This window comes from Paenibacillus sp. FSL R7-0210, from assembly GCF_038009085.1.
Lineage (GTDB): Bacteria > Bacillota > Bacilli > Paenibacillales > Paenibacillaceae > Paenibacillus_AQ > Paenibacillus_AQ silagei.
In genome coordinates, this window is record NZ_JBBPAR010000001.1 from 1,772,554 (window position 1) to 1,796,500 (window position 23,947).

Below are 23,947 nucleotides of genomic sequence, written 5' to 3' on the forward strand. Positions count from 1 at the left end.
GCTGGATTTGCACAAATTAAGTGTTGTTAATCCAACTGCTACCCCCAAGTACGCCATGGACGCTCGATTAGTTGTACTTTTTCCACTAGATTCCCTCCCCATTCTCTCACCGCACGATGAACTTAACCTTCCATTCCTCCTGCAATTCATCCCGTTGAGCATACTTGCTAATTTGTATTTACAAATTATGGAATACATGCTATCTTTGCTATGAAAGCGCAACCATGATCTGATAGGTTAACCAAGGTTTTACCATTTTGTTCATGGGGAGGAAGGAAGAAAATGAAGAAATGGCTCAAAAGAACAGGAACCATGCTGCTCGCTTGTACACTGCTGCTTGGAGGCTTGACGGCACCGCCGCGTACCGCCCACGCTGACCCCGCACTGATCACCATCGAAAGCGAGAATGCCCAGCTCACCCCGGATTTGCAAGTGACGACCCAGATTTACGGAACGCCGAAGCCCGGCTATTCGGGAAGCGGTTTTGTCTGGATGCAGAACTCCGGTATGCTAACCTACACCGTAACTGTCCCGGCAACCGGCATGTATACGATCTCGACCCGGTATATGCAGGAGCTGAGCCCGGATGGCAGACAGCAGGCATTAATCGTTAACGGTGCTGCGAAGGGTTCGTATATGCTGCCCTACACCACTACATGGAAGGATTTCAACTTTGGCTATCACAAGCTGAATCAAGGCAGCAATACCATTCAGGTCAAAGCAGGCTGGGGATTCGCTTATTTCGACGCCTTAACGGTGGATCATGCGAACCTGGACCCCCTGATTGTGCAGCCCGTTCTCTCTGACGCTCAGGCAACGCCCGAAACGCAGCTCCTGATGAATTATTTGACGGAGGTGTACGGGAAGCACATGCTCTCGGGCCAGCAGGAGATCTACGGCGGAGGGAATGACGGCAACTCCGAGCTGGAATTCGACTGGATTCACAACCTGACCGGCAAATATCCGGCAGTCCGCGGGTTCGACCTCATGAACTATAATCCGCTGTATGGCTGGGAGGACGGCACTACCGCCCGCATGATCGACTGGGTGAATAACAAGGGCGGGATTGCGACCAATAGCTGGCATCTTACCGTTCCCCGTAACTTCACCGCCTATCAGCTTGGGGAGTTTGTCGATTGGAAGGAAGCCACCTACAAGCCGACCGAGACCAATTTCAATACTGCTAATGCTGTGATTCCAGGGACCAAAGAGTACCAATACTTGCAACTGGCCATTCAGGATCTGGCAGAGCAACTGCAGATTCTACAGGACAACAATGTTCCCGTAATCTTCCGTCCTTACCATGAGGCAGAAGGCAACGGCGGGTTGAACGGGGAAGGCGCGTGGTTCTGGTGGGCTTCGGCAGGTGCAGAGGTGTACAAGCAGCTCTGGGATCAGCTCTATACCGAGCTTACGGAGACCTACGGCCTGCACAATCTGATCTGGACCTATAACAGTTATGTGTACAGCACTTCTCCGGCCTGGTATCCAGGGGATGATCAGGTGGATATTGTCGGCTACGATAAATACAACACCATCTACAACCGCTATGACGGACTGTCCGGCGTGCCGAATGAGGACGCGATTAGCTCGACCTTTTATCAGCTGGTGGATCTGACTGGCGGCAAGAAGATGGTAGCCATGACCGAGAACGACACTGTTCCCAGCGTGCAGAATCTTATCGATGAAAAAGCAGGCTGGCTCTACTTCCTGCCATGGTATGGAGAGCATCTGATGAGTACGGCGTTCAATTATCCGGCTACGCTGACCACTCTGTACCAGAGTGATTATGTCATTACGCTCGACGAGCTGCCGGATCTGAAGGGAAATAACCCTCATCCGAGCGCCACCATTACACCATCCATGATCGAATTTGACAAAGCCCCGGCGCATCAGACCAACCAGACCATCACTATGAATCTGAACGGCAACACGTTAACGGCTCTTCGATCCGGCACCACCGTGTTGACCGAGAACCAGGACTATACTATAACCGGGAATACATTGCTGCTCACTAAGGCGTTCCTGGCAACGCTGCCGGTTGGCGAGCATTCGATCGTCCTGGATTTCAATCAGGGACAAGATCCCGTGTTAAAAGTAAAAGTCATCGATACAACGCCAGGTGCTTCCATCTCACCAAACCATGCGGTGTTTGACCGGGCGGCGAATCTTGCACAGGATATTTCTGTAGCGCTTACCTTACAGGGGCATCAGCTGACAAGCCTGAAGAGAGGCAGTTACAGCCTTGTCTCCGGCCAGGATTACACGGCCACTGACACTGCGGTTGTTCTGAAAAAAGCTTATCTCTCCACGCTGCCGCTCGGTCAGCATGCGATCACTTTTCATTTTAGCGGCGGAGCAGAGGTTGTGCTTACTGTGAACGTAGAGGATAGCAGCGTTCCGCTCCCTTCAGGCGACTTGACCATCCAGGCCTACAACGGCAGCACCGGTGCTTCGACCAATGGAATCGCACCCAAGTTCAAAGTAATCAACACCGGGAATGCACCGGTCCAGCTCAGCGATGTGAAGCTCCGGTATTACTACACGATTGACGGCGAGCAGCAGCAGAGCTTCTGGACCGACTGGGCCAGCATCGGAAATGCGAACGTCACCGGGACCTTCGTGAAGCTGGATACCCCGGCCGCGGGTGCCGATTATGCTCTGGAGATTGGCTTCACCAGTGCCGCCGGAGCCCTGAACCCCGGCCAGAGTGCCGAGATCCAGACCCGCTTCGCTAAGGTAAACTGGTCCAACTACAATCAGGCCAACGACTATTCCTTCCGCGCCGCCGGTACCCAGTTCACCGATCATGAGCAGGTTACGGGATATGTGAACGGGCAGCTGGTGTGGGGGATGGAGCCTTAAACGCCCTCAACCGTAGTTGTTGACCCATTCTCCGCTAAGTAATAAAATTATGTATTTAGCGGGGAATTCATTATACCGGAGGTGTTCTTTTGATAAGAAGGTATAGGTCAACAATAATACTGCTGGCGTTAAATGTACTTTGTATTTTTGCGGTCGATATTTCGACTATTAAGTATAGACTTGGGAAAGGGACATCAGGTAACGGGAATCCCGGAATAGTAGTTTTGATTTTTAGCCTGATATTGCTTGCGATTTTCCTCGTAAACTTAGGTTTGAAATCTGTTGAATCTCTAAGAAAGCAGCCACAGGCAATCACGGGGATAGTCATTCCAGCTCTTGCAATAGTCACTTTAGGGGTTACTATTTTTGGCGAACTAAACAAAATCAGTGCCTTAAAACAAAACTTAAACGGTTTCACAAATGATAAGGATTCCATAGTTTTTCGTTTCGGCTGGATTAATCAATATACAAATACTCTGTTTTATAATGGATACATTTTGATGTTCGGGATTTCCATAGCGATGCTTCTGTCTTGCCTGATCGTTAGAATGCAATCCAAGCCACTTCATCGTCAATGAATAAACTTGTAACCGTTTTCGTGTGACGCAATTACTATAAGAGGAGGTACTAATATGTTAACCAAAATCAAAAAATGCGGAGTCTACAGCCTAGCATTAGTATTACTAGCTTCCACCTTGCTCGGCAGCACGGGTTCCCGCGCATCTGCGGCAGAGGCGTCAGCTGCGCTGACCTCGGACTTCAGATCATTGCAAGCTTCGCAGATCGTCAGCGAGATGGGGGCCGGATGGAATCTGGGCAACTCGCTTGAAGCTTCGGTGAACGGGATCCCCAGTGAGACCGCCTGGAATAACCCGACCATTACGCCGCAGTTGATCCAGAAGGTCAAGGCAGCCGGGTTCAAAACGATCCGTATCCCGGTCTCCTACCTGAATTATATCGGGAGCGCCCCCGGCTATACGATCAACTCGGCATGGCTGGACCGCGTTAAGGCAGTCGTGGATTACGCCTACAATGAAGGCTTGTATGTCGTCATTAATATTCACGGGGACGGCTTCAATTCCGTTCAGGGCAGCTGGCTCCTGGTGAACAGCGGCAACCAGACCGCCATTAAGCAGAAGTACCAGAAGGTCTGGCAGCAGATCGCGAATAAGTTCGCTGGTTATGGGGAGCGGCTTATTTTGGAGTCGATGAACGAGGTGTTTGACGGCAACTACAACAATCCGAATCTGGCGTACTACGCCAACCTGAACGCCTACAATCAGATCTTTGTGGATACGGTCAGACAGACAGGCGGCAACAATAGTGCCAGATGGCTGCTGATTCCGGGCTGGAATACGAACATCGACTATACGGCGGGTAATTACGGCTTCGCACTCCCAACCGACACCTACAGATCCTCTACCATCCCAGCTTCTGAGCGAAGAATCATGATTTCCGCCCACTACTATTCCCCTTGGGATTTTGCCGGTGAAGAATCGGGGAATATCACGCAGTGGGGAGCGTCAGCGACGAACCCTGCCAAGAAATCCACCTGGGGACAGGAGGATTACCTGAACTCGCAGCTCCAATCCATGTACAACAAATTCACGACCCAAGGCTACCCGGTGGTGATCGGAGAATTCGGTTCCATTGACAAATCATCCTACGATTCAAGCAATAATATCTACCGCGCCGCCTATGCCAAAGCCGTAACCGCAACCGCCAAAAAGTACAAGGCTGTGCCCGTCTATTGGGACAATGGCTATAACGGCCAGCACGGCTTCGCCCTGTTCAACCGTTATAACAATACTGTCACCCAGCAAGGCATTATCAATGCCATTATGCAGGGGATGCAATAAAGAGGATTCCGCCGGTATACAAGCAAGAAGCGCTTGGGATCATCCCAAGCGCTTCTTGCTTTGGTGCCGCTGCTGTGTACGGCTTAGTGCCATACTGTCGTGCGCTCAACCGCCAGACGGGTGGAAGGGTGACCGGCGGCCGCAGCTTTGCCAATGGAGATTAACATGACCGGCACATAACGCTGTGCATCAAGTCCGAAGGCAGCGGCAATTTGGTTTTTATCGTATCCGCCTATGGGATTGGTGTCGTAGCCGTGCGCACGGGCAACCAGCATGAACTGCATGGACACCAGACCGGCGTCAATTAAGACGGTATCGCGTTTTTGTTCCAAGGACAAGTTTTGCAGGAGGGGCAAGTAGGCAGACATGAACTGCTCTTTCACCTCTTGTGGCATATAGCCTGAGGCAACCGTGTCGCTGAAGATTTCGTCCATAAACTCGGGGAAATTGAGGTCACCGAATACGGCTACTACAGCGGAGGAAGTCTCCACCTGGTTGCTGTTGGAGCTGGCCAGCGGGAGCAATTTGGCTTTCGCTTCAGGACTTTCAATCACGGCAAAACGCCAAGGCTGTAAGTTGACAGAGGAGGGGGCCAGTGAAGCTTCTTCCAGCATTTGCGTCATTTCCTCACGGCTAATTTTGAAGGAGGAATCATAAAGCTTGACCGACCGGCGGCTTTTAACCACTTCCATGAAATCTTGTACTTTTTGTATACTGCTCATATTAGACAGCTCCTTTGAGAGATTAGAGATTCTGGGCATTACGGTACATCCGCTCCAGCATATCTGCCAGCGCTTGGCGCTCTGCGGTAGCGAAGCCGGCAAACAGTCCTTCCACGACTTCTGAATTAGCCTGCAAAAAATGATTAACATGCTGCCGGCCATTCTCATTGAGACTTACGAGGGTAATGCGGTTATCGTCCGGACAGTTGCGCCGGCTGACAAATGCCAATAGTTCAAGCTGCTTGAGATGACGGGTCACAGCGGCGCCGTCAATGCCAAGGGATTTCTGCAGGGCGCTCTGACTTACTTCTTCATGGACAAGCAGCTCCTGCATCAGTCGGAAGCGGGAGGCGCTAAGGCCGGTACAGCCGGAAAAAGCGCTGCTGATCCGGGTATTCAATAATTGCATTTTTTGTAGGATACACTTCTTCTCATCGGTCCCCGTGATCATCTATTCCCTCCCCTCAACTTATTAATTGACATATCAATCATTGATACATCAAATAATATAAGGGATGGGCTGCAAAAAAGCAAGCGTTGGATTACTGTAGTTTTGTGCGGTATTGCGCCCAGGCGTCTGGATGAACCCTCAGCGGCTACCCGGCAGATGCTGACCTATGATTGTCGTGACCAGCAACTTGCGGAAGACCGTCTTTTACATAGATAATATGAGTAGGCTGTTGAGTACTTAGATACATCTGTTGTCCGTGCAGAAATAAGAAACTGGAAGATAAGGAGAGAAGCTATACTATGAATCGTGCTACTATGACCCCGCCACCAGGCAAAAAAGAATTCTAACCTAAAGACGCTGTACTGGTTTTCCTCGCCTTCGCGCTAATCAGCGCAGCCGTTATCTCTGCCCTTGTCGTATACGATGTCCTGACCCTTCAGGACCTGTTATCCTTTGAAAATCCGCTGCAATTGGCAATATACGTTGTCCTTCCAACAATCAGCCTGCTGTTGTTCGGAATTATCCTAACCCTGCTTACGCCCGCCAGCTACATTGACGAAACCAATAAGAGCTATCAGAACTACTCGCTGCCAGCGATTTTGGCCTTCACGTTCGCTGGAGCCTTATTCGAGGAGCTGCTATTCCGGGGAATTATACAAAATGTACTTACTCTCTACCTTCCCAACCCCTGGATCGCTATCGCAATCACCACGGTGCTGTTTGTGGGAATGCATGTCCAGTACTATACTAAGCCGCTGATGCTGCTGAACATCACCATCCCAAGTCTGGTCTTCGGGTGGGTGCATGTGCAGACGCATAATCTGCTGGTCCCGCTGCTTGTGCATTTTGTGATGAATCTGGGGATTACGCTGTTGTTCAAATATAAGGTGATTCAGATGAGAACTCCATTATGTAACGGAAAATGAGGTGAACCTGTGAATCCCCTATCTGTCCGAACAGAGATCGAAGAACTAATCAAGACGCTGAAGCTGGACCGGTGCGGATTATTTGAAGTCGGCAAAGACAAGTGGATACGCATTTTGAGAGAGATTGAAGAACGGTTTCTGGTGAAGACCCATCATACGCAGGGATTACACTGGGGCTGGAACCGGCTGCAGGAACCCCGGCATAGCGCCAGCTTCGCAGACAAAGACTATGGCAAACTAAGAGACATCATCCAAGATGAATACATCTGGTTCATTGCGGAGGACTGTTATGATAAGCTGTGGCTGTATGAGGGGAAGAGGGCGACGGTTCTCCAGGTGATCCCTGAATTATGCCACCTCAATGAATATTACCTGATCTCCAAAAAGTTTCAATGGCTCCTCTGCGAAGATCACCATGACATGCTGCACCTGAGCGGCCAGCCGATCATTGACCGATGGATGAGATAGGAAAGAAGCTGTCCCAAAAGTGACAGCTCCTTTTATACATTTGCTGACGCGCAGGCCTGAGGCCTGAATGTATGTGGAAAACAGCATACAATGGGCTCGCTGAAGGCGCGTGGGGCGAATGTATGTGGAAAACAGCATACAATGGACTCGCTGAAGGCGCGTGGGGCGAATGTATGTGGAAAACAGCATACAATAGGTTCGCTGAAGGCGTGTGGGGGGAATGTATGTGGAAAACAGCATACAATAGGTTCGCTGAAGGCGCGTGGGCCAAATGTATGTGGAAAACAGCATACAATAGGTTCGCTGAAGGCGCGTGGGCCAAATGTATGTGGAAAACAGCATACATTTGCACACACGTAGGCCTGAGGCCCGAATCGGAGCGTCCCCCTCCCCCAAGTGCTCACGCCGAATCTACTCCAGCATAAAGAGCTATCCCAAGCAGCCGTTTCATGGCTTCTGGGACAGCTTTTTTCTTCATGCAGATTACACATTCCCATTCCACCAGTCATGGCATTTATCCAAGATTTTTCGATATGATGATTTTCCCCCGTTTGGTGGGCTCTTCACTTTTGCGATACGCCTGAAGAAGGCCTTGGGCAGTGAAGGGATAGGCCTCATGGATATAGATTTTCAATTTATTCTCTTGCATCTGGCGGACAATGGATTCAAAATCAGTACGGTTAGCTCTTGCCTGGAAGAAATAGGCGTTAATGCCGCGGACCTTCGGGTATTCATTGAGCGCGAATGCCACCACTGAAATATAGGTCCCGCCATCCTTGATGACCGAGTAGTTCTTCCTTCCGATGTCTCCCGGTAACCCGGTACCGAAGGTGGCGCGGTCCATAGCGGCATCCAATACGAAATCAACAGGCTCTGTAATTTGGGTGGCGAAGTCGGTTTTCGTATAATCGATCACCTCGTCAGCACCGAGTCCTTTGACGAAATCATGATTATAGTCCCTCGCAGTTGCGATAACATATGCTCCATGCTGCTTAGCCAACTGGACTGCTACATGTCCGACTCCTCCGGCACCAGCTTGAATAAGGATGCGTTGCCCCGGTTGAAGCCGGCCATGTTCAAACAACGCTTGCCAGGCCGGCAGGGCAACGGCAGGCGCGGCGCCAGCCTCTTCGAAGGAGAGACTCTCAGGAATAACGGCCAGTAGATCCTCCTCCATCGCAACATAGTCCATGTAGGAACCTCGCGGAATCATGCCCATGACACGATCCCCCGGCTTGAAATGCCGGACTTTCCCGCCAACCTCTTTAACAATGCCGGCTACTTCATTACCAAGAACAAGCGGCAATTGAAATTGATCCGAAAATTTATCAGCCACCGGACTCTCAAGAATTGCACCGCTGCGAAACAGAACATCGGCGGGATTGATGGATGAGGCGCGCATTTCGACGAGAACCTGTGTGTCGGTGATTACTGGAACGGGTACTTCCAGTTCTTCTAGCGCTTCGGGAATTCCAAAGCTTGTCAAAGCAATAGCTTTCATGATGATCCTCCTCATAAATTAAACAATAAGTATTATTCACAGATTGTTTAAGCAACATCTGTTTGATAAGATGATAATATTGCGTGCTTGAGAGTTCAACCGCCAGAGTTAGAGGAACGTTGCATAGGCAACACATTGCGAACATTGATGTTTAACAAGGAGAATAGGAATGGTAAATCAGGAAGACCCGAGGGTATTGCGCACACGACAGTTAATTCGAACAGCGTTCAGAGATTTGTTGCAGAGAAAAGGATTTGATGCAATCACCATCAAGGACATCGCTCAGGAGGCAACCATTAACCGCGCCACCTTTTATGCCCATTTTGAAGATAAATATGCTTTGCTGGACGAAGTCACAGAACAGGCTTTTCATGAGAGGATTCCAGAGCAAGTGGTGAATGCACAGGAGTTTACGAACGATATATGTGACCAGCTGATCATAATGACGCACCAATACATCATAGATTTTTACCGGATCTGCAGAATAGATTCCAATCCGATGGCTAAGCTGGTCGATGACAAAATCAAGAAAATGCTGCAGCAAACCATAGAAAGTATTTTTATGAAGGGGGATACCTGCCAGGGGGCAGACATTCATCATATAAAGATCATGGCGGCCATGACAGGTTCAGCCATCTATGGCGCTGCACATTATTGGTTAAATGCCGGGGAGAGTAATCGGCCCGATGTGCTCGTAGACGTTGCTCGACCCTATGTAATGCACGGTTTGGGGCTGGAAACCCATGAACGACATTAGACACGCACAAGCTCTAATAACCTGGCATCGGGCTACAGCTTCAATCTGTGGGAGGCAAGGACGTTGCCGCCGTTCACATTCTATAACACTATTTTCATATACTTTACTCATACTTGTTCCACAGAATTCCCGCAGGTCGCCTTTGCAAACTTCCGCAGCCACATACGTATAACCACGAAGGCGGGGCTCATGAAGAGTCCCGCTTTTGATCTATACATCTAACTAACTCTGACCTCCGTCAGCGGCGTGTCCAAAAATGGCTTCTGACAAATGGTTGTTCTCTATGAACTGCAAGATAAGCTTCGAACTGGTGGCAAAGGACCGGGGTTCACCGAGGATCGTGGAGGAGATTATGCCGACTATTTTGTCGCTCGAATCTATGACAGCACTGCCGCTATTTCCGGGCCAGGTCTGCACATTGAATTCCATGGAGTGCGTGTGTACATCGGGTGTTGATGCATTTTTCGACTTCCGGATAACGGCCACATCATCGGCGGTGAATGTTCCGTAGAGCGGTGTCCAGGTGTACCTCTTGGTATTTCGAGTGTCTGAATTTCCTATTGGCTTAGTAGGGTGTCCGATGACCGTCACCTTCTCATTGGGCGCCGGCACAAGATTGAACTCCTTGAAATAGCTGTCTTGATAGGTTTTTGGGATTTTGTTAGCGTCAATCTTCAGCAGGGAGAGGTCTTCCTTCACATCTGTAGCTACTAGTGAGCCAAGCAGATACCCGTCCGATTTTTGCGCATAAAAAGTAATTTGGAAGCGTAATTTCTTCCCATTATAGCTGGCGGGGGCCACGTGATTATTAGTGACAATGTATCCGCCAGGTAACATGAAGCCTGCACCAATGCCAATCTTTGTCTTGGTCCCTTGACCGGACAGTACATACTTTTCTATCATCACGACACGTGTCAGATTTTTGTAATTACGATACTCTTTCTCTTGCTGCTCCTTGGATAATGCCGGGTTACTGGTGTAAGGCCGGACCTTGATACCGGATTTGGTGACCGTCGTGGATGTAATGGACACTTTGCTGACAGCAGAAGCTGCGGCGATATGGATGCCCAGTGTTAGAACCGCAACAGCCAGTAAGCATGAGAGGAATCTGCTAACCCATCGAGTCATAATCACTCCTCCTTTAGTTTTATACTATTGAAGAGTGAGACATGTTGTGACGGTCAGTCTGCGGATATGTAAGAACAGAGCTCCACATCTTTTTCGAAGAAGAGGAAGACGGGGCTTATGACGAGTCCTGTCTTTTATCTACCTATATAACCCTGTATGATAGAGCTAGATTAAGGACGGTAGAGGGGATTAAGTGATGGCGAAAATTGTAGTCGTAGACGACGATCTGTTCATTTTACAGCTGCTCTCGGAATATTTGCGCAAGGAAGGGTACGAGGTGACTTCGTTCTCGAATGGCCGCACGCTGGTTGAGCATGTCCGTACAGAGTACCCGGATTGCCTGATTCTCGACATTATGATGCCCGGCATTGACGGTCTGGCACTGCTCACCGAACTGCGCACCTTCACCGAGCTTCCTATTATTATGATCTCTGCACGGGGCGAGGAGAGTGACCGGATTCAGGGGCTGGAGCTGGGCTGCAGTGACTTTCTGAGTAAGCCGTTCAATCCGCGTGAGCTGGTGGGCCGGGTGAAGTCGATGCTGCGTCTGGCTAGAGCGGGTAATGCCGCTGCGAAGGAGACCTCCCAGGTGGTAACGGCGAAGGAAGTCTGTAAGTCCGGGAATGTGGAGATTGACGCGGATTACCGGACAGTGAAGGTGAATACAGAGGAAGTGAGTTTGACCTCACGGGAATTCGATCTGCTGCTCTTCCTGGCCTCTCACCTGGAACGGCCCTTCGGGCGTGAGCATCTGATCCAGCAGGTGTGGGAATATGATTTTTTCGGGGATGTCCGGGTGGTAGATGATGTGGTCAAAAGAATCCGCAAAAAGCTCGCCGAGCACCACTCCACGCTCCTGATTGATACGGTGTGGGGCTTCGGATACCGGGCATCCGTGCGGAAGGTGTAGCCATGCGGACCATTCGCGGTAAAATGCTGTTCTCGCTCTGCATTGCCATGCTGGTCACTGTTGCGATCACGGTGATGCTATTCGTGCGTCTGATCGACGACATTCTGATGAATCAGGTGAAGGCTGAGCTGCACGGACAGGTGGGGAAGGCGCAGAAGCTGCTCAGCGATGGTGACCTCAACAATCTGAGCAGCACGCAGTTCAAGTATGTCGTCAAGGGACTGATGATGAACGCAGACTATATGATTCTGGATGCGGATCAGAAGATTATTGATGCCAGCGATGAGAAGGAGGAAGGGAAGCAGCTGCACTACACGCCTACAGGGAAAAATGGCATTGCCCTCCTGCATGGCAGGAAGGTCCTATATGCGCAAGAAAAGCTGAGGGGGCTGTCCGATGAAATCTTCATCTATTCGCCGCTGTCCTCGCTTCGAGCCTTATACGGCTCACTGATGCGGACCACTTTGCTGTCCATAGGAGCCAGCTTTGTGGTGATTCTTGCGATCGGGCTGTTCGCCGTGTCGCGGGTGGTGCGGCCGCTGAACCGGTTGAAGGAAGCCGTTGGGCGATATGAGCCTTCCTATGCACAGGGCAATCCTTTTCCGCAGGGGGACCGGACGGAGATCGGGGAGCTGATGACCACCTTCCAGTCCATGTCGGGGCGCATCCAGCAGCATCAGCGGAACCAGATTGAATTCCTCCAGAATATCTCCCATGAGCTCAAAACCCCCCTGATGTCCATCCACGGCTTCGTGTTCGCCATTCAGGATCAGGTGGTTACGCAGGAGGAGGGGCTTGAGGTCATTACTAACCAATCGCAGCGTTTGATTGATATGGTGGACAAGCTGCTCCAGCTCTCCCGGCTGGAAGCCGTTGATGAGCATTGGCCCGCCGCCACCGTTGACCTGCGGACCATGGCCGAAGAAGCCGCCATGCTGCTCATGCCCGAGGCCAACCGGCGGGGCCTGAAGCTCATCGTGGAAGGCGAGAGCCTGCAAGCTACGATTCCCGGCGAGCAGCTATTCCGTATCCTGGTCAATCTGTTACAGAATGCGGTTAGACATACCACGGATCAAGTGGTCATCCGGGTGGACCCGGAGGCTCCGGGAGCGGCGTGGGCGATCCATATTGAAGATAACGGTCCGGGGCTGGCCGAGGAGGAGCGGGAAGCGGTCTTCGAGCGTTTCTATACCGGAGCGAACGGAGTAACAGGTCTCGGGCTAGCTATCTGCCGCCAGATTGCGGCACGATTGAACGGAGAGCTGACCTATTCCCGCTCGGAGCTGGGCGGGGCTCGGTTTAGTTTTAGGAAGAAGGTTGGGGAATGAGGTGTTACAGACAGACGCATTAAAAGTAACAGCAGCAGAACAAGACTAAATAAGTCTTAGACTGCTGCTGTTGTCATTCAGCTGACCTCATACCGAATTAGACTGTTCTCGCCTATTCTACTACAGCTTTAACATACATGTTTTTCTCATATTCAATCGCAACAGCTTGTTTGGTATCGACTCCTTGAATTGACCAAATTTGAGTACCCTTCGGGTAATAGTTTGAAAAGTTATCAGTATCTTCTTTAATTTGGGCTTCATCTGTAGAATAGTTTAGAATTTCTCCAATAACTTTGTTGATATTGATTTTTTCATCAGTTGTAACCTTATACTTTTGATTGTCCCATATTACTAAAGGGTAGGGGAAGGAAGACTCAACATTTACATCTACATTGGCAGGATTGTTTTTTAAATCTCCAGCATTATTAGCATTGGAGCATGCCGTAAGGATTATTAAAAACAAGATTATTACTTTCTTCATTGATCATCACCTCTCTTTCATGACGTAACTTCTGGGGAAAATGTTTCCTTAATCAAAAATACTTTCTGAAGTCACTCAGAAAGTATTATTTACAAGATTATTTTATAACTCTTTATTAGATTTTATATTTCTAAATTGTCCTAATTCATAAATAAAAATACCATCATCTTCATTAAGCGGTATGAATGTATTTTCATTTATTTTACGTAAAAATAAAATGGCCTCCTGATTATCCTTTAAGTGAGTTGAAGACTCAGAAAAAACAGTTACTTGACCATCTGTGCCTCCCATCTGAGAGATTGTGATGATTTGCCCAGGACTATCATCTCCTTTTAGAGTATCAATAATTTCTATATTGACTTTGGTAGAGTAATTGAGGTAATCACCCTTAGTAAAGTCACTTTTTGCTTCTCCAATCACTTTTCCTTTAACTACTAGATCAGCAGCTTTTGTTAAAGCTTCTTTATCTTCATAATACACTGCCCACGAAGGATGGATATAAACTCCATCCTCTAAAGAATCATATCTAGTATCTTCAAGTTCTGATTCAGCCTCTTCAGAAGAAATAGCAAGAGCAGGATAAAGTCCATTCACAAAATCTATATCCGATGACGAAGGTGAAAGTGCTCTGGCTAAACTACCATCACTATTAAAAGTATATGGATGCATAATTGAACTGCTTTCTACAACTGATGTATGTGTTAAGCCCAGAGAATGTCCCACTTCATGGCCTGTCACTCCAGCTAATATACTGTTTGTAAACATGCTACTTGATGTATAGTAGGTATTTAAATTTAATATAGCGCTTTGAAGTATACCATTATTTACAGCCTTAGAAGTCAACCCATCCCAAGTTACAGAAGAATTAAATACGTTGACGGCATAATAAGTTGAACTGACACCTACAGAAGTTGATACTTTAAAATTTGTGTTGTTATACCATTTTGCAGCACCTGTAGCCCAAGGAGAGTTTATGCTATTACTATTAATATATAATGTGTTAAATCTACTGGGCCATTTCCCATTAGTTCCCGGAACTGCGTTCACATTACTTACTAAGAATGAAGTACTTATGAACAAAGTAATTATACCAACCAGAAAGTTTCTTTTCATTTTTATCCTCCTCAAATTAGTAAATGTGAATATATTAAATGAAGGACCACCTCCTCTTTCGATATATTTTTTTTGGTTTTTACATAATAATCATAACTCACCAAAAAAATAAAAGGTTATTTTCGACAAAAATTGTCAATAAAAAACAATTAAGAATACTAGTACCTTGACCAAGGAAACGCGGGATTTTTTCTTTGACAGTCTGGACTTTAGTACGTGCGAAAGGGAAGCTTGTTTTACGGAACCGTTAGCGGGATGACGTCATTTTCAGGTTTGCGAAAGATGGACAAAAGTCGATGGGGCACTTCAAATTCAGGAATTACTGGACGTTCACTATCCAGACACGAAGAGGGGCTTGAGGCGATAGCCATCCAGTCAAGCGCTTAATCGATATGGTAGACAAGCTGCTCCAGCTCTCCCGGCTGGAAGCCGTTGATGAGCATTGGCCCGCCGCCACCGTTGACCTGCGGACCATGGCCGAAGAAGCCGCCATGCTGCTCATGCCCGAGGCCAACCGGCGGGACCTGAAGCTCATCGTGGAAGGCGAGAGCCTGCAAGCTACGATTCCCGGCGAGCAGCTATTCCGTATCCTGGTCAATCTGTTACAGAATGCGGTTAGACATACCACGGATCAAGTGGTCATCCGGGTGGACCCGGAGGCTCCGGGAGCGGCGTGGGCGATCCATATTGAAGATAACGGTCCGGGGCTGGCCGAGGAGGAGCGGGAAGCGGTCTTCGAGCGTTTCTATACCGGAGCGAACGGAGTAACAGGTCTCGGGCTAGCTATCTGCCGCCAGATTGCGGCACGATTGAACGGAGAGCTGACCTATTCCCGCTCGGAGCTGGGCGGGGCTCGGTTTAGTTTTAGGAAGAAGGTTGGGGAATGAGGTGCTATGTGTGTAGACGCGGGGCGGTAGTTTAACCCAAAACAAGTCATCAAAAGGAACAGCAGCAGAATAAGACTGGATAAGTCTTAGACTGCTGCTGTTTTCGTTCAACTTGCGTTTTTTGTTTTTCATCGGCATTCTTCATACCAATGGTCTTCAAGATTTTGAATAGTATCCTGTAAAAGATTTGAAAAGGTTGGAGCTATAAAATAAACAAAATCAGAGAAAAATTTCTTAGTGTCTTCTAATATCATCAAAGGAAAACAATGTAAATGGAATAACACCATATTCCACCTTAGAATACTAACCTTCCGGCATTTTCCAACCTGTTTCCTCATCCCAAACAGCATCCGTATCATCTAGATGCACATGCCAATCCCCACTAGAAATACTTCTTCTAATATCCGTCAAACAGGCCAACCAATAATACAGCGCATTCAATGTATCTTCAAAATTGTCTGAAAGGGGTAGCTTTGTCGAACCTGCAAAGATCACCGTTGGTTCATCCTGATCATAGTCATAAACATAAAATGTTTCTCCAATATCCTTCATTTCAAAACCCGCATTGTATTTATCAATGATGGCCCTGATCTCCTGCTCCTCACTGCCCGTAAGGTTATGATTTCTCGTACAAGTGTAATAGACAGAAACTCCCATGTTTTATTCTCCCCTTTTGTGCTGGTTAGTGATAACAATACATACCCACATTTGCACAGTCTAATCCTTTATTTTCATTCTATTATAGCACTTGCTCGTTTGGAGCTAAATGAACAAGTCGTTTGAGCTTTTCAGCAAAGTATTCTCGCCGGGTTCCAGTTATACTAAAAGGATAAGTGTTGAAACGTAAGCGCAGACTGGCATAACCGAAAGGATGATTAAGAAATGGAAACTAGAGCAATCGCAGGTACAAGTAGGGCGGGACGTCCATGACTATGAGATCAAGCAAAATGGTCAAGGTGCCTAATGAACTGGTAAAGTTTCCGAATAAAAAAGGGAGCTTAAAGCTGGATGGGATGTCCGTTATCGAAATCTGCTTTTACACGCAAGGCATAAAAGGAACCTTTTTTTTGCAGGATCATCTTCTGCTAATTGTCAAGTCGGGTGTCTATACAGTTCGCTTCGGTGATCAAGAATATACGATGCGGAGCAACGAAATGATGTTTATTCATAAATCAATGGGAGTCGAGTACGAGAAAGCGGGTGAACCCGATTCCGAATACATCCTCGACTATATGATGTTTTTCCTGAACGAGAAGATCGTAGATGAATTTCTCAAATTCGCCGGTTTAAACCCGCTTTATCCCGTGAATGATGTTGTTCCGATAACAGTCTTTCCGATCAATGACCGCATTGGAAGCTATATCGAGTCGTTAAAACCCTATTTCGAGAACCCTGACGACGTCAAAGAAGGACTGGTTCGTGTGAAACTGATGGAATTGCTGTTTCATATAGCAGATTCGAATGATCGTTTGTTGCATCAAATGATGCAACCCATAAGCAAGGACAGAGGCAGCATCACAAAGATCATGGAGGAGAACTTCATGAATCCCGTTTCCCTTAACGACTTGGCCTATTTGTCTGGCAGAAGCCTGGCGGCGTTCAAAAGGGATTTTCAAGCAATATACAACACCTCCCCGCTCAAATGGGTTCGCAATCGAAGGCTAGATAAAGCCAAGGCACTGTTAGCGAAAACAGCGTTATCTGTTACGGATATCTGTTTTTCGACCGGATTCGAAAATATCGCTCACTTTTCCAAAGTATTCAAAGAAAGATTCGGACTTCCACCGTCAGAGTTTAGACGGCAGCTGAGGTTGGAGAAGGATGCCTAAAGGGGCTTGGAAATGAGCTAAATAAACAAATAGAATGAGCTTGTAGGCAAAGAAATGTATTCGTCTCCTTGATATTCTTATCTCATGCGGTAAACGCAGCCGTATTAAAACAAGAATAGGGAGGCAATTTTATGAATAAATCTAAGATCGTATTAATTACAGGTGGAAACAAAGGTATCGGTTTTGAGACAGCAAGGCAATTGGGAACTATGGGGTATGAGATTTTAATAGGAGCAAGAAGCGAAAATAAAGGACATGAGGCCGTAACGTTATTGGAAAAGGAGAAAATTACAGCTAAAACAGTGGTTCTTGATGTCACGGACCCCAGCTCCGTTCTCTCCGCAGCAGAATGGATTGAGCAAGAGTATGGATTGCTTGATATCTTGATTAATAATGCAGGCGTGTTTTTCGAAGAAAATACCACTCCAATTGAACTGGAATTGTCTGTTCTCAAGAGTACGTATGAGACAAACGTTTTCGGTGTATTTTCTGTCACTAAAGCAATGCTTCCACAGCTCAGAAATTCTTCTGCCGGAAGAATCGTTAATCTTTCCAGCGCCTTAGGCTCCTTAACCTTGAATTCAGACTCAACGTCGGAATTTTATAATGCGAATTCGCTCGCCTACAATAGTTCTAAAACGGCTGTAAATGCTTTAACCGTTTCCTTAGCCAAAGAATTAAGCGATTCTCCTATTAAAATCAACTCCGTTTGCCCTGGATTTACAGCTACCGATTTAAATGGTAATACTGGCTATCGTTCAGTCGAACAAGCAGCTTCCGTTGTAGTGGAGCTTGCCACAATAGCTAGTGATGGTCCAACTGGCGGCTTTTTTGATGAGCAGGGAGTTGTGGCTTGGTGAACCTTGACGCAGGGGTAAGCTTTTTGGCTTACCGGATAGGTACTGCTAAAACAACATGCAACAGTTTATTTACTTTAACGTGCTTCGTGATGCATCCGCTATCCTCTAATAAATCAATGAGCTTGGGGAGCAGAACAGAATCCTCATCACCTTCATGCGCTGTGCTGCCTTCCCCGTCAATCATCAAATCGGCGATGCAGATCCGTCCGTGAGGTTTTAATACCCTGCGCATCTCCTGAATAGCCAATAGCATTTGGCCGCTCGTCAGATGATGCAGGGCAAAGCTTGAAACAATAAAATCAAATTTCCCGTCAAGGTACGGAAGTGCCAGGAAATTTCCAAGCTTGGTCTCCATCTCGGGAAATTTGCGCTGACACTCCTTTAACATTTCATTGGACTGATCCACCCCAGCCATCACCGCGCCTTCATGGATCAGTCGGCCAGCCAAATTCCCTGTCCCCGTTCCAATATCCAATCCACGTTCTCCACGCATTGCTGAGACCCATTTCACTACGAGCCGCAGCGCCTCATCATAGTCCCCATATTTCCGTGTGTCCTCTTGAACCAACTGATCGTGAACGCCGGCTAAGCGGTCATACCCCCACTTATCCTTCCATGTCCGTTGTTCTCTCAGTCTTCTCGAACCCTCCGCCAGAATGTAAATGTCGTCAAGCGGAAGGGTATGGTCATTCTTGAGGGTGTCAATCATTTGGTCTGTTGTCTCGATAATCTGCTGCATTTCGACCCACTTGGTGAACATGACGGACCGCTGGAGCTCCAACAAATACCGTAATTGACTGTTTCCTTTGGCTTCAATATCCAATAGTGCAGTCCGAATCTCACTAACCGGCATTCCTGATTCCCTGAGTGCAATGATTGTCTGCAAGCGCCAAATATCTTCTTCGTCAAACCTCCGATACTGATTGTCAGCTTGTTTGGAAGGAGCAATGAGACCTTTGGCTTCGTAAAACCGAATCGCGCGCTGCGATATTTTCAGCATATCAGCGACTTCTTTTATTTTCATGAGATAGACCCCTTTATGTTCTTGACCCTCACTTAACGTCAAGGTTTAGTATAAACCCTAGAAAAGGAGGCTGTCACGATGAAGACGTTAATCAAAGGCGCGACCATCTTAACCATGGGAAACGAGGAACCCTATATCGGGGATATTCTCATCGATGGGGACCGCATAGCGGACATTCAGTCCATTATATCTACTGGGGCAGATGTGATCATTCATGGCGGGGGGATGGCTGCAATGCCCGGGCTGATCAACGCCCACCAACACTCGTCTATGAGCTTATTGCGGGGATTTTCCGACGATTTGAAGCTTATGGATTGGTTGAACCAGAAAATGCTCCCTGCTGAAGCACGCATGACTCCAGAGGATATTTATTGGGGAGCAAAGCTCGCGATGGCGGAAATGATTAAATCGGGTACGACAACCTTCGCCGACATGTACATTCACATGAATGAAATCGCGGCAGCGGTAGAAGAGGCTGGTATGCGGGCTTCTTTAACACGGGGGCTCACCTTCCTCGAAAATGACGGAGGGCGGCGAATGTCCGAGGCGCTTGATCTTGTTCGTCACTGGAGCGGTGCAGCGGGAGGCAGAATCACGACCATGCTAGGTCCGCATTCCCCTTACACTGTTCCTCCGCAGCCATTTAGAGAGCTTATCGAATTAGCGGAGCAGGAGGACATACCGTTACATACTCATTTAGCCGAAACGAAAGAGGAAGTCATTCAGATTCGGGAAAAGTATAATCAGACCCCAACCGAATATTTGTATCACCTCGGTCTGTTTGAACAGGCGCATGTGCTCCTCGCACATAGCGTGCATCTAAATCGCCGTGATATCGGTTATCTGAAGAGTATGCGGGGTGGCGTGTCCCATAATCCAGTGAGCAATCTCAAACTTGGCTGCGGCATAGCACCGATCAAGGATATGGCTGACCAAGGGATTACCATTGGTTTAGGCACGGATGGGGCTGGCAGCGCCACCACATTAGATATGTTCGAGGAGATACGGGCTGCAACATGGCTGCAAAAGTTGGATTACGGGGACCCTACGAAGCTTCCTGCTCTGGATGCTCTTCGCATGGCGACGGCTGGAAGTGCGGAATTGCTCCGCATCGCCCATGAGGTAGGCACACTCGAAATCGGGAAGAAGGCAGATATCATCTTGATTGATATGAGAAAACCTCACTTGCAGCCGATACACAACCTCCATTCACTGCTCGCATACTGCGCTAACGGTGCTGACGTGGACACCACCATCGTTAACGGAAAAGTGTTAATGCAAGGCCGTCAACTGCTCACGATTGATGAAGACGAGTTATTGGAGCAAGTATCGCTGAGGTCTAAGCGCATCGTTGAAGGCATCTAATTCTTACTAGAAACGCGGGCAGATCATGTCCGCGTTTTTCGTTGATTATTTTTGCCTTAAACTGCCCGTTAGCTTAATGAAGCGCCGCACTAGCTATATATTTAATTTTCTTTAAACATCGGCATATGGTCTTGTTTTTGTTGAGGTTGTGATTCTATGCGAATACTGCATAAAAAACAATATATACCCACTTTATCAGTTAAACTTGATTTGGTAGGGATCACTATTGTCCACAAGTATACGGATCACATTCAAAGGGAGGCCTGATAATCATTATTTTAGAGGATTTGTATTATGGGAGTTTGCGCCCCAATGAGCGGATGAACCCAAACGATCCGGAATTAAAAAGGATTAATCAGCGGATTATTGATTCATTACAGATGCTTAAAGAGAGACTACCCGAAGAAGATTTTGATCAGGTTGAGGAATTGCTGGAGCTACATAGTGAATCCTGCTCGCTGCATTCGGCATTATCTTTTATTCAAGGCTACAAAGTAGGTGCATTAATGATGATTGAGGTGTTTGGTGGGGAGAGAAGTTAAATAAACTAAGGAGGTCCACACCATGAAACTAGGAGCAACCTTATACATTAAAAATACTACTGAAGCTGTATCATTTTATTCAGAGGCCTTTGGACTTACCCTGGGCTACCACGAGAAATATCACGGTAGATCCTTCTTCTCAATGAAGCTAACCGTATTGCCGTCGGGGTCAAGGAACCAGAAGGAATAGGCGCCCCACGGTCTGCGCTCAGGTGGAGAGGTAATCCCGATGCCGGGGATGGCTTGCATTAGACGGTCATATTCAGCCAAGACATCATGGGCATAGAACATTAGTGACATATTCTTGTCATTGACCACATTCACTTGGCCTGGATTGTAGACCGCGAGCTGGGCGCTGTCGAATCCATAATGCTGCCCTTCAACAACCGGAGGACTCCTTGAGCACGATTTCATAAAAAGCAGCCAGGCGCGGCGCATTGTCAGTGAGGATACAGACTCCACAAAGCTTCATGTGTATACCTTCTTTCCTTTTTTTAGGCGGCTTAGATTATGCTCATTATCCCAAATCTTGTTTAGGATCACAAGTTATTCATGTATTGCTCTTGCCATTGACATAATTACACAGCGAATAACCGAGGCATCAACTGCTTCGGTTATTCATCACTTAGTATAAGTATTACTCCCATTTACTTTAATTTTCTGAATAGCGTGCCTGAAGCTTTTGCTTATGCGATATCAAGATATCTTCAAGCGATATATCATATTTATTGGCGATGACAATGAGATTTCCTAGAACATCTCCAAGTTCTTCTGTTAATTCAGCTTTATTCTCTTGAAATGTGCCTGCAACCTCGTCTGGACGATCCCTGCCAATCTCTAATGCACGAATTGCGCGGGCGACTTCCCCAGTTTCTTCAGCAAGAAATCCAATACGAACAAATATATCTAAGTCCGACCAGTTACGATTCTTGTAATATTCCCTAACCCATTGTTGAAATTCAGTGATATCCATGTTTCCCTCCGGTATAAGAAGATTGATAGACTCAAAAACTCGAATATAATAATACCATAACTACGCTCATTGTAATTTGCTTTCGGTGTTAGCTGTTACCATTCAACTACTTCGTCCGCCCAATGAAAAACGAATATTTATCTGCCGTCCCCAGCTCTGTAGTCTCTGTACGATCCATAAGCTGTAATGCTTTCAATAGAGACCCGACCTGTTCGTGCATCAGGTTCACATCGAATTTATCCATTTCTCTATTTGTGCTATCTACCAGGAGATAATCTGGCATGGGGATCAGTCCAATCATTGGAATCCCGGCATTGAACAGGGGCTGACTCTCACCGAATTGAAACTTATTATGTCCGCGCAGGATAACGGTCCGGGTGTTATTTCTATCTTCAACAGCTTTCATCCAAATAGCTTCCATTATTTCATTCCCTGTATAGGTGAATTCTGTGCTTATTTTGCCAGTCGGTCCATATTGTCCGGAAGCATTGTCCTTCCATTCTAAGCTGCCCAGATGCTCTACAGTGAGTCCTGCCACGGCTTTCAGATGTCCATCTTTACCATCCCACAGCTCAGGATGAGCTTGCATCCAGGTTGAGGTTGCCTGCGAGGTACCTTTGAATTCAGGCAATCTGAAATGTCCTGTTACGAAGGTGAAGATCATCGTCCGTTCTGGCTGCTCCTGCTGCTGCAGGTAACGAATCATGGAGAACATGCCAATCGCACCGTCTTCTTCTACCACATTCACACCATCGGTATGCGTATTTATAATGATCGATTCCTTTTTATTCTTTCCTTCAATTTTCACATAAAAAGATTCGGTCGGCGCATGCTCCTGTTTTTCCGCCTCTAAAATCACTGTGCCCGCCTTATGTTCCTTAGCTGCATTGACCACCTTCTGCCCAGCTGTTTTGTTGACCCAAACTGCCGGGATTCCGAAATAATGCTCGGTGAAGGGGAGGTATTGCTTCTCAGCCTTTTCATCTGAAACACCATCCCAGACGATAATGACTGCTTTGACGCCCTGTTCCTTGGCTTCGTCCAATTTAGCATGCTTCAAAGCTGTGGTAAGGACCAGATCGCCCTCATCTGAAGGAATACCGCCCGGTGCCCGAAATTTTTCGCGTATATTCATCACCAGTGCCATGGGGAAATTCTTAAAGTTCTTGATTTCAACGACGGCTATTTTGCCCTTGGCTTCCTCATATTCACCAGGTTTGGTGTAGACAAACTCTCCGGTAACTCCATTTGTATCGGTCTCGCCAGAGTAAGGAAACGCAGAGGATACATGAATTTCCTGGTTATCAAGGATTACAGAGCTGTCCTTCTCTTCCCAGCGATCAAAAGTATACTTGTCACGGTACACAGTAAGGCCCATACCCGTCACCTGCTGCTGTAACCATGCAATGAACTGATTGTGACCTTCAGATCCGGTTGTACGGCTGCCAAAGGTATTCATTTTTTGGATATTTTCCAACATGAGGGCTGGAGAATCAAGCTGGTCATTGTTGATTTCAGCAGTTAATTCAGCTGGCAGAGTAACAGACCCCGTAATAGGCTGAACATATATGTTAACGATCCAAACCACACTGGCAACTAAAGCTACAATTCCGAACAACACTCTCCGAACCACTAGAAAAACCATCCCGCTCTTACGCACATCACCAGCAAAAAACACATTCCATACCCCTGCTACTATCAGCAGTAGAATAGCAAGTGCGAATATCCAAAACTCCTTAGTGGCCAAGAATAAAATCTCGGTTACCAGGGCAACTGCATAGACCCAAAACAGTTTACCTCTTCTTTGGAGGTGAAAACTATATATACCTAATTGTGCCAATAGCACGATGATTGCTAGTACAGCGAACGACATTTCTTTCCCGATCAATACAGAAGCACCAAGCGCTAGAATTAGGAATACAATCCCCGACAATTCTCGATTTAATTGACTTCTCATA

24 protein-coding genes are annotated in these 23,947 nt (G+C 47.3%); 13 read left to right on the top strand and 11 right to left on the bottom strand.

What is annotated here, in order from left to right:
- Window positions 1-282 precede the first annotated feature (282 nt).
- The 3 genes from MKY64_RS07590 to MKY64_RS07600 all read left to right on the top strand — a co-directional run bounded on the left by MKY64_RS07590 (window position 283) and on the right by MKY64_RS07600 (window position 4,724).
- Window positions 283-2,865: a glycosyl hydrolase gene (locus tag MKY64_RS07590; RefSeq protein WP_340951993.1), complete on the top strand. Its 2,583-nt coding sequence runs from the start codon at window positions 283-285 to the stop codon at window positions 2,863-2,865.
- Between the two features lie 89 nt (window positions 2,866-2,954).
- Window positions 2,955-3,443 (top strand): hypothetical protein, encoded by a 489-nt coding sequence (locus MKY64_RS07595; protein WP_340951996.1) that lies wholly within the window; start codon window positions 2,955-2,957, stop codon window positions 3,441-3,443.
- A 54-nt stretch (window positions 3,444-3,497) separates the two neighbouring features.
- Window positions 3,498-4,724 carry a glycoside hydrolase family 5 protein gene (locus MKY64_RS07600; protein ID WP_340951999.1) on the top strand — a complete coding sequence of 409 codons (1,227 nt, stop codon included), beginning with the start codon at window positions 3,498-3,500 and terminating at the stop codon, window positions 4,722-4,724.
- An 83-nt stretch (window positions 4,725-4,807) separates the two neighbouring features.
- Here MKY64_RS07600 and MKY64_RS07605 read toward each other — a convergent pair whose 3' ends face one another.
- Together MKY64_RS07605 and MKY64_RS07610 are read right to left on the bottom strand one after the other, a co-directional pair.
- Window positions 4,808-5,446, bottom strand: coding sequence for a nitroreductase family protein (locus tag MKY64_RS07605; protein ID WP_340952002.1), 639 nt, complete (start codon window positions 5,444-5,446; stop codon window positions 4,808-4,810).
- Window positions 5,447-5,468: 22 nt separating this feature from the next.
- Window positions 5,469-5,897, bottom strand: coding sequence for a MarR family winged helix-turn-helix transcriptional regulator (locus tag MKY64_RS07610; protein ID WP_036733420.1), 429 nt, complete (start codon window positions 5,895-5,897; stop codon window positions 5,469-5,471).
- A 470-nt stretch (window positions 5,898-6,367) separates the two neighbouring features.
- Here MKY64_RS07610 and MKY64_RS07615 point away from each other — a divergent pair, with 470 nt between their 5' ends.
- Both MKY64_RS07615 and MKY64_RS07620 read left to right on the top strand, forming a co-directional pair.
- Window positions 6,368-6,823 carry a CPBP family intramembrane glutamic endopeptidase gene (locus MKY64_RS07615; protein WP_340952006.1) on the top strand — a complete coding sequence of 152 codons (456 nt, stop codon included), beginning with the start codon at window positions 6,368-6,370 and terminating at the stop codon, window positions 6,821-6,823.
- A gap of 9 nt (window positions 6,824-6,832) precedes the next feature.
- Complete coding sequence (locus MKY64_RS07620; protein WP_340952009.1) at window positions 6,833-7,291, top strand: DUF6756 family protein; 459 nt, start codon at window positions 6,833-6,835, stop codon at window positions 7,289-7,291.
- A 514-nt stretch (window positions 7,292-7,805) separates the two neighbouring features.
- Here the strand turns inward: MKY64_RS07620 and MKY64_RS07625 are convergent.
- Entirely contained in the window at window positions 7,806-8,792 is a 987-nt protein-coding gene (locus MKY64_RS07625; protein ID WP_340952011.1) for an NADP-dependent oxidoreductase, read from the bottom strand.
- A gap of 169 nt (window positions 8,793-8,961) precedes the next feature.
- Here MKY64_RS07625 and MKY64_RS07630 point away from each other — a divergent pair, with 169 nt between their 5' ends.
- On the top strand, window positions 8,962-9,549 hold the full coding sequence (locus MKY64_RS07630; RefSeq protein WP_340952013.1) for a TetR/AcrR family transcriptional regulator: 588 nt from the start codon (window positions 8,962-8,964) through the stop codon (window positions 9,547-9,549).
- Between the two features lie 222 nt (window positions 9,550-9,771).
- Here the strand turns inward: MKY64_RS07630 and MKY64_RS07635 are convergent, their stop codons facing one another.
- Entirely contained in the window at window positions 9,772-10,677 is a 906-nt protein-coding gene (locus MKY64_RS07635; RefSeq protein WP_340952016.1) for a serine protease, read from the bottom strand.
- A gap of 196 nt (window positions 10,678-10,873) precedes the next feature.
- On the opposite strand from MKY64_RS07635, the gene MKY64_RS07640 reads away from it, so the two are divergent.
- Both MKY64_RS07640 and MKY64_RS07645 read left to right on the top strand, forming a co-directional pair.
- A complete protein-coding gene (locus MKY64_RS07640; RefSeq protein WP_340952018.1) occupies window positions 10,874-11,587 on the top strand; it encodes a response regulator transcription factor in 714 nt (237 codons plus the stop codon).
- 2 nt (window positions 11,588-11,589) lie between these two features.
- The gene (locus MKY64_RS07645) at window positions 11,590-12,915 is read left to right on the top strand and encodes a sensor histidine kinase (protein WP_340952020.1); all 1,326 of its coding nucleotides are present in this window, start codon (window positions 11,590-11,592) and stop codon (window positions 12,913-12,915) included.
- Window positions 12,916-13,027: 112 nt separating this feature from the next.
- Here MKY64_RS07645 and MKY64_RS07650 read toward each other — a convergent pair whose 3' ends face one another.
- Window positions 13,028-13,396, bottom strand: coding sequence for a hypothetical protein (locus MKY64_RS07650; RefSeq protein WP_036728370.1), 369 nt, complete (start codon window positions 13,394-13,396; stop codon window positions 13,028-13,030).
- 102 nt (window positions 13,397-13,498) lie between these two features.
- The gene (locus tag MKY64_RS07655) at window positions 13,499-14,509 is read right to left on the bottom strand and encodes a matrixin family metalloprotease (RefSeq protein WP_155991607.1); all 1,011 of its coding nucleotides are present in this window, start codon (window positions 14,507-14,509) and stop codon (window positions 13,499-13,501) included.
- 392 nt (window positions 14,510-14,901) lie between these two features.
- On the opposite strand from MKY64_RS07655, the gene MKY64_RS07660 reads away from it, so the two are divergent.
- Window positions 14,902-15,396, top strand: a complete 495-nt coding sequence (locus MKY64_RS07660; RefSeq protein WP_340952027.1) for a sensor histidine kinase — start codon at window positions 14,902-14,904, stop codon at window positions 15,394-15,396.
- Between the two features lie 303 nt (window positions 15,397-15,699).
- Here the strand turns inward: MKY64_RS07660 and MKY64_RS07665 are convergent, their stop codons facing one another.
- Entirely contained in the window at window positions 15,700-16,053 is a 354-nt protein-coding gene (locus tag MKY64_RS07665; RefSeq protein ID WP_036733435.1) for a hypothetical protein, read from the bottom strand.
- 275 nt (window positions 16,054-16,328) lie between these two features.
- On the opposite strand from MKY64_RS07665, the gene MKY64_RS07670 reads away from it, so the two are divergent.
- Both MKY64_RS07670 and MKY64_RS07675 read left to right on the top strand, forming a co-directional pair.
- A complete protein-coding gene (locus MKY64_RS07670) occupies window positions 16,329-17,225 on the top strand; it encodes an AraC family transcriptional regulator (protein WP_340952030.1) in 897 nt (298 codons plus the stop codon).
- Between the two features lie 131 nt (window positions 17,226-17,356).
- The gene (locus MKY64_RS07675; RefSeq protein ID WP_340952033.1) at window positions 17,357-18,085 is read left to right on the top strand and encodes an SDR family oxidoreductase; all 729 of its coding nucleotides are present in this window, start codon (window positions 17,357-17,359) and stop codon (window positions 18,083-18,085) included.
- 28 nt (window positions 18,086-18,113) lie between these two features.
- Here MKY64_RS07675 and MKY64_RS07680 read toward each other — a convergent pair whose 3' ends face one another.
- Entirely contained in the window at window positions 18,114-19,109 is a 996-nt protein-coding gene (locus tag MKY64_RS07680; protein ID WP_340952035.1) for a MerR family transcriptional regulator, read from the bottom strand.
- A 78-nt stretch (window positions 19,110-19,187) separates the two neighbouring features.
- Here MKY64_RS07680 and MKY64_RS07685 point away from each other — a divergent pair, with 78 nt between their 5' ends.
- Together MKY64_RS07685 and MKY64_RS07690 are read left to right on the top strand one after the other, a co-directional pair.
- Window positions 19,188-20,474 carry an amidohydrolase gene (locus MKY64_RS07685; RefSeq protein ID WP_340952037.1) on the top strand — a complete coding sequence of 429 codons (1,287 nt, stop codon included), beginning with the start codon at window positions 19,188-19,190 and terminating at the stop codon, window positions 20,472-20,474.
- Window positions 20,475-20,761: 287 nt separating this feature from the next.
- A complete protein-coding gene (locus MKY64_RS07690; RefSeq protein ID WP_340952040.1) occupies window positions 20,762-21,016 on the top strand; it encodes a DUF6809 family protein in 255 nt (84 codons plus the stop codon).
- A gap of 120 nt (window positions 21,017-21,136) precedes the next feature.
- Here the strand turns inward: MKY64_RS07690 and MKY64_RS07695 are convergent, their stop codons facing one another.
- From MKY64_RS07695 to MKY64_RS07705, 3 genes are all read right to left on the bottom strand, one after another.
- On the bottom strand, window positions 21,137-21,430 hold the full coding sequence (locus MKY64_RS07695; protein WP_340952044.1) for a VOC family protein: 294 nt from the start codon (window positions 21,428-21,430) through the stop codon (window positions 21,137-21,139).
- A gap of 238 nt (window positions 21,431-21,668) precedes the next feature.
- Window positions 21,669-21,989: a MazG nucleotide pyrophosphohydrolase domain-containing protein gene (locus tag MKY64_RS07700; protein ID WP_036733455.1), complete on the bottom strand. Its 321-nt coding sequence runs from the start codon at window positions 21,987-21,989 to the stop codon at window positions 21,669-21,671.
- Window positions 21,990-22,095: 106 nt separating this feature from the next.
- Window positions 22,096-23,946, bottom strand: coding sequence for a hypothetical protein (locus MKY64_RS07705; RefSeq protein WP_340952046.1), 1,851 nt, complete (start codon window positions 23,944-23,946; stop codon window positions 22,096-22,098).
- Window position 23,947: the final 1 nt, after the last annotated feature.

Bases quoted from the DNA above. Each gene is read 5' to 3' on its own strand.
- MKY64_RS07590 (WP_340951993.1), top strand. From the start codon at position 283: ATGAAGAAATGGCTCAAAAGAACAGGAACCATGCTGCTCGCTTGTACA.
- MKY64_RS07600 (WP_340951999.1), top strand. From the start codon at position 3,498: ATGTTAACCAAAATCAAAAAATGCGGAGTCTACAGCCTAGCATTAGTA.
- MKY64_RS07605 (WP_340952002.1), bottom strand. From the start codon at position 5,446: ATGAGCAGTATACAAAAAGTACAAGATTTCATGGAAGTGGTTAAAAGC.
- MKY64_RS07610 (WP_036733420.1), bottom strand. From the start codon at position 5,897: ATGATCACGGGGACCGATGAGAAGAAGTGTATCCTACAAAAAATGCAA.
- MKY64_RS07625 (WP_340952011.1), bottom strand. From the start codon at position 8,792: ATGAAAGCTATTGCTTTGACAAGCTTTGGAATTCCCGAAGCGCTAGAA.
- MKY64_RS07630 (WP_340952013.1), top strand. From the start codon at position 8,962: ATGGTAAATCAGGAAGACCCGAGGGTATTGCGCACACGACAGTTAATT.
- MKY64_RS07635 (WP_340952016.1), bottom strand. From the start codon at position 10,677: ATGACTCGATGGGTTAGCAGATTCCTCTCATGCTTACTGGCTGTTGCG.
- MKY64_RS07640 (WP_340952018.1), top strand. From the start codon at position 10,874: ATGGCGAAAATTGTAGTCGTAGACGACGATCTGTTCATTTTACAGCTG.
- MKY64_RS07645 (WP_340952020.1), top strand. From the start codon at position 11,590: ATGCGGACCATTCGCGGTAAAATGCTGTTCTCGCTCTGCATTGCCATG.
- MKY64_RS07650 (WP_036728370.1), bottom strand. From the start codon at position 13,396: ATGAAGAAAGTAATAATCTTGTTTTTAATAATCCTTACGGCATGCTCC.
- MKY64_RS07655 (WP_155991607.1), bottom strand. From the start codon at position 14,509: ATGAAAAGAAACTTTCTGGTTGGTATAATTACTTTGTTCATAAGTACT.
- MKY64_RS07660 (WP_340952027.1), top strand. From the start codon at position 14,902: ATGGTAGACAAGCTGCTCCAGCTCTCCCGGCTGGAAGCCGTTGATGAG.
- MKY64_RS07665 (WP_036733435.1), bottom strand. From the start codon at position 16,053: ATGGGAGTTTCTGTCTATTACACTTGTACGAGAAATCATAACCTTACG.
- MKY64_RS07670 (WP_340952030.1), top strand. From the start codon at position 16,329: ATGAGATCAAGCAAAATGGTCAAGGTGCCTAATGAACTGGTAAAGTTT.
- MKY64_RS07675 (WP_340952033.1), top strand. From the start codon at position 17,357: ATGAATAAATCTAAGATCGTATTAATTACAGGTGGAAACAAAGGTATC.
- MKY64_RS07680 (WP_340952035.1), bottom strand. From the start codon at position 19,109: ATGAAAATAAAAGAAGTCGCTGATATGCTGAAAATATCGCAGCGCGCG.
- MKY64_RS07685 (WP_340952037.1), top strand. From the start codon at position 19,188: ATGAAGACGTTAATCAAAGGCGCGACCATCTTAACCATGGGAAACGAG.
- MKY64_RS07695 (WP_340952044.1), bottom strand. From the start codon at position 21,430: ATGAAATCGTGCTCAAGGAGTCCTCCGGTTGTTGAAGGGCAGCATTAT.
- MKY64_RS07700 (WP_036733455.1), bottom strand. From the start codon at position 21,989: ATGGATATCACTGAATTTCAACAATGGGTTAGGGAATATTACAAGAAT.
- MKY64_RS07705 (WP_340952046.1), bottom strand. From the start codon at position 23,946: ATGAGAAGTCAATTAAATCGAGAATTGTCGGGGATTGTATTCCTAATT.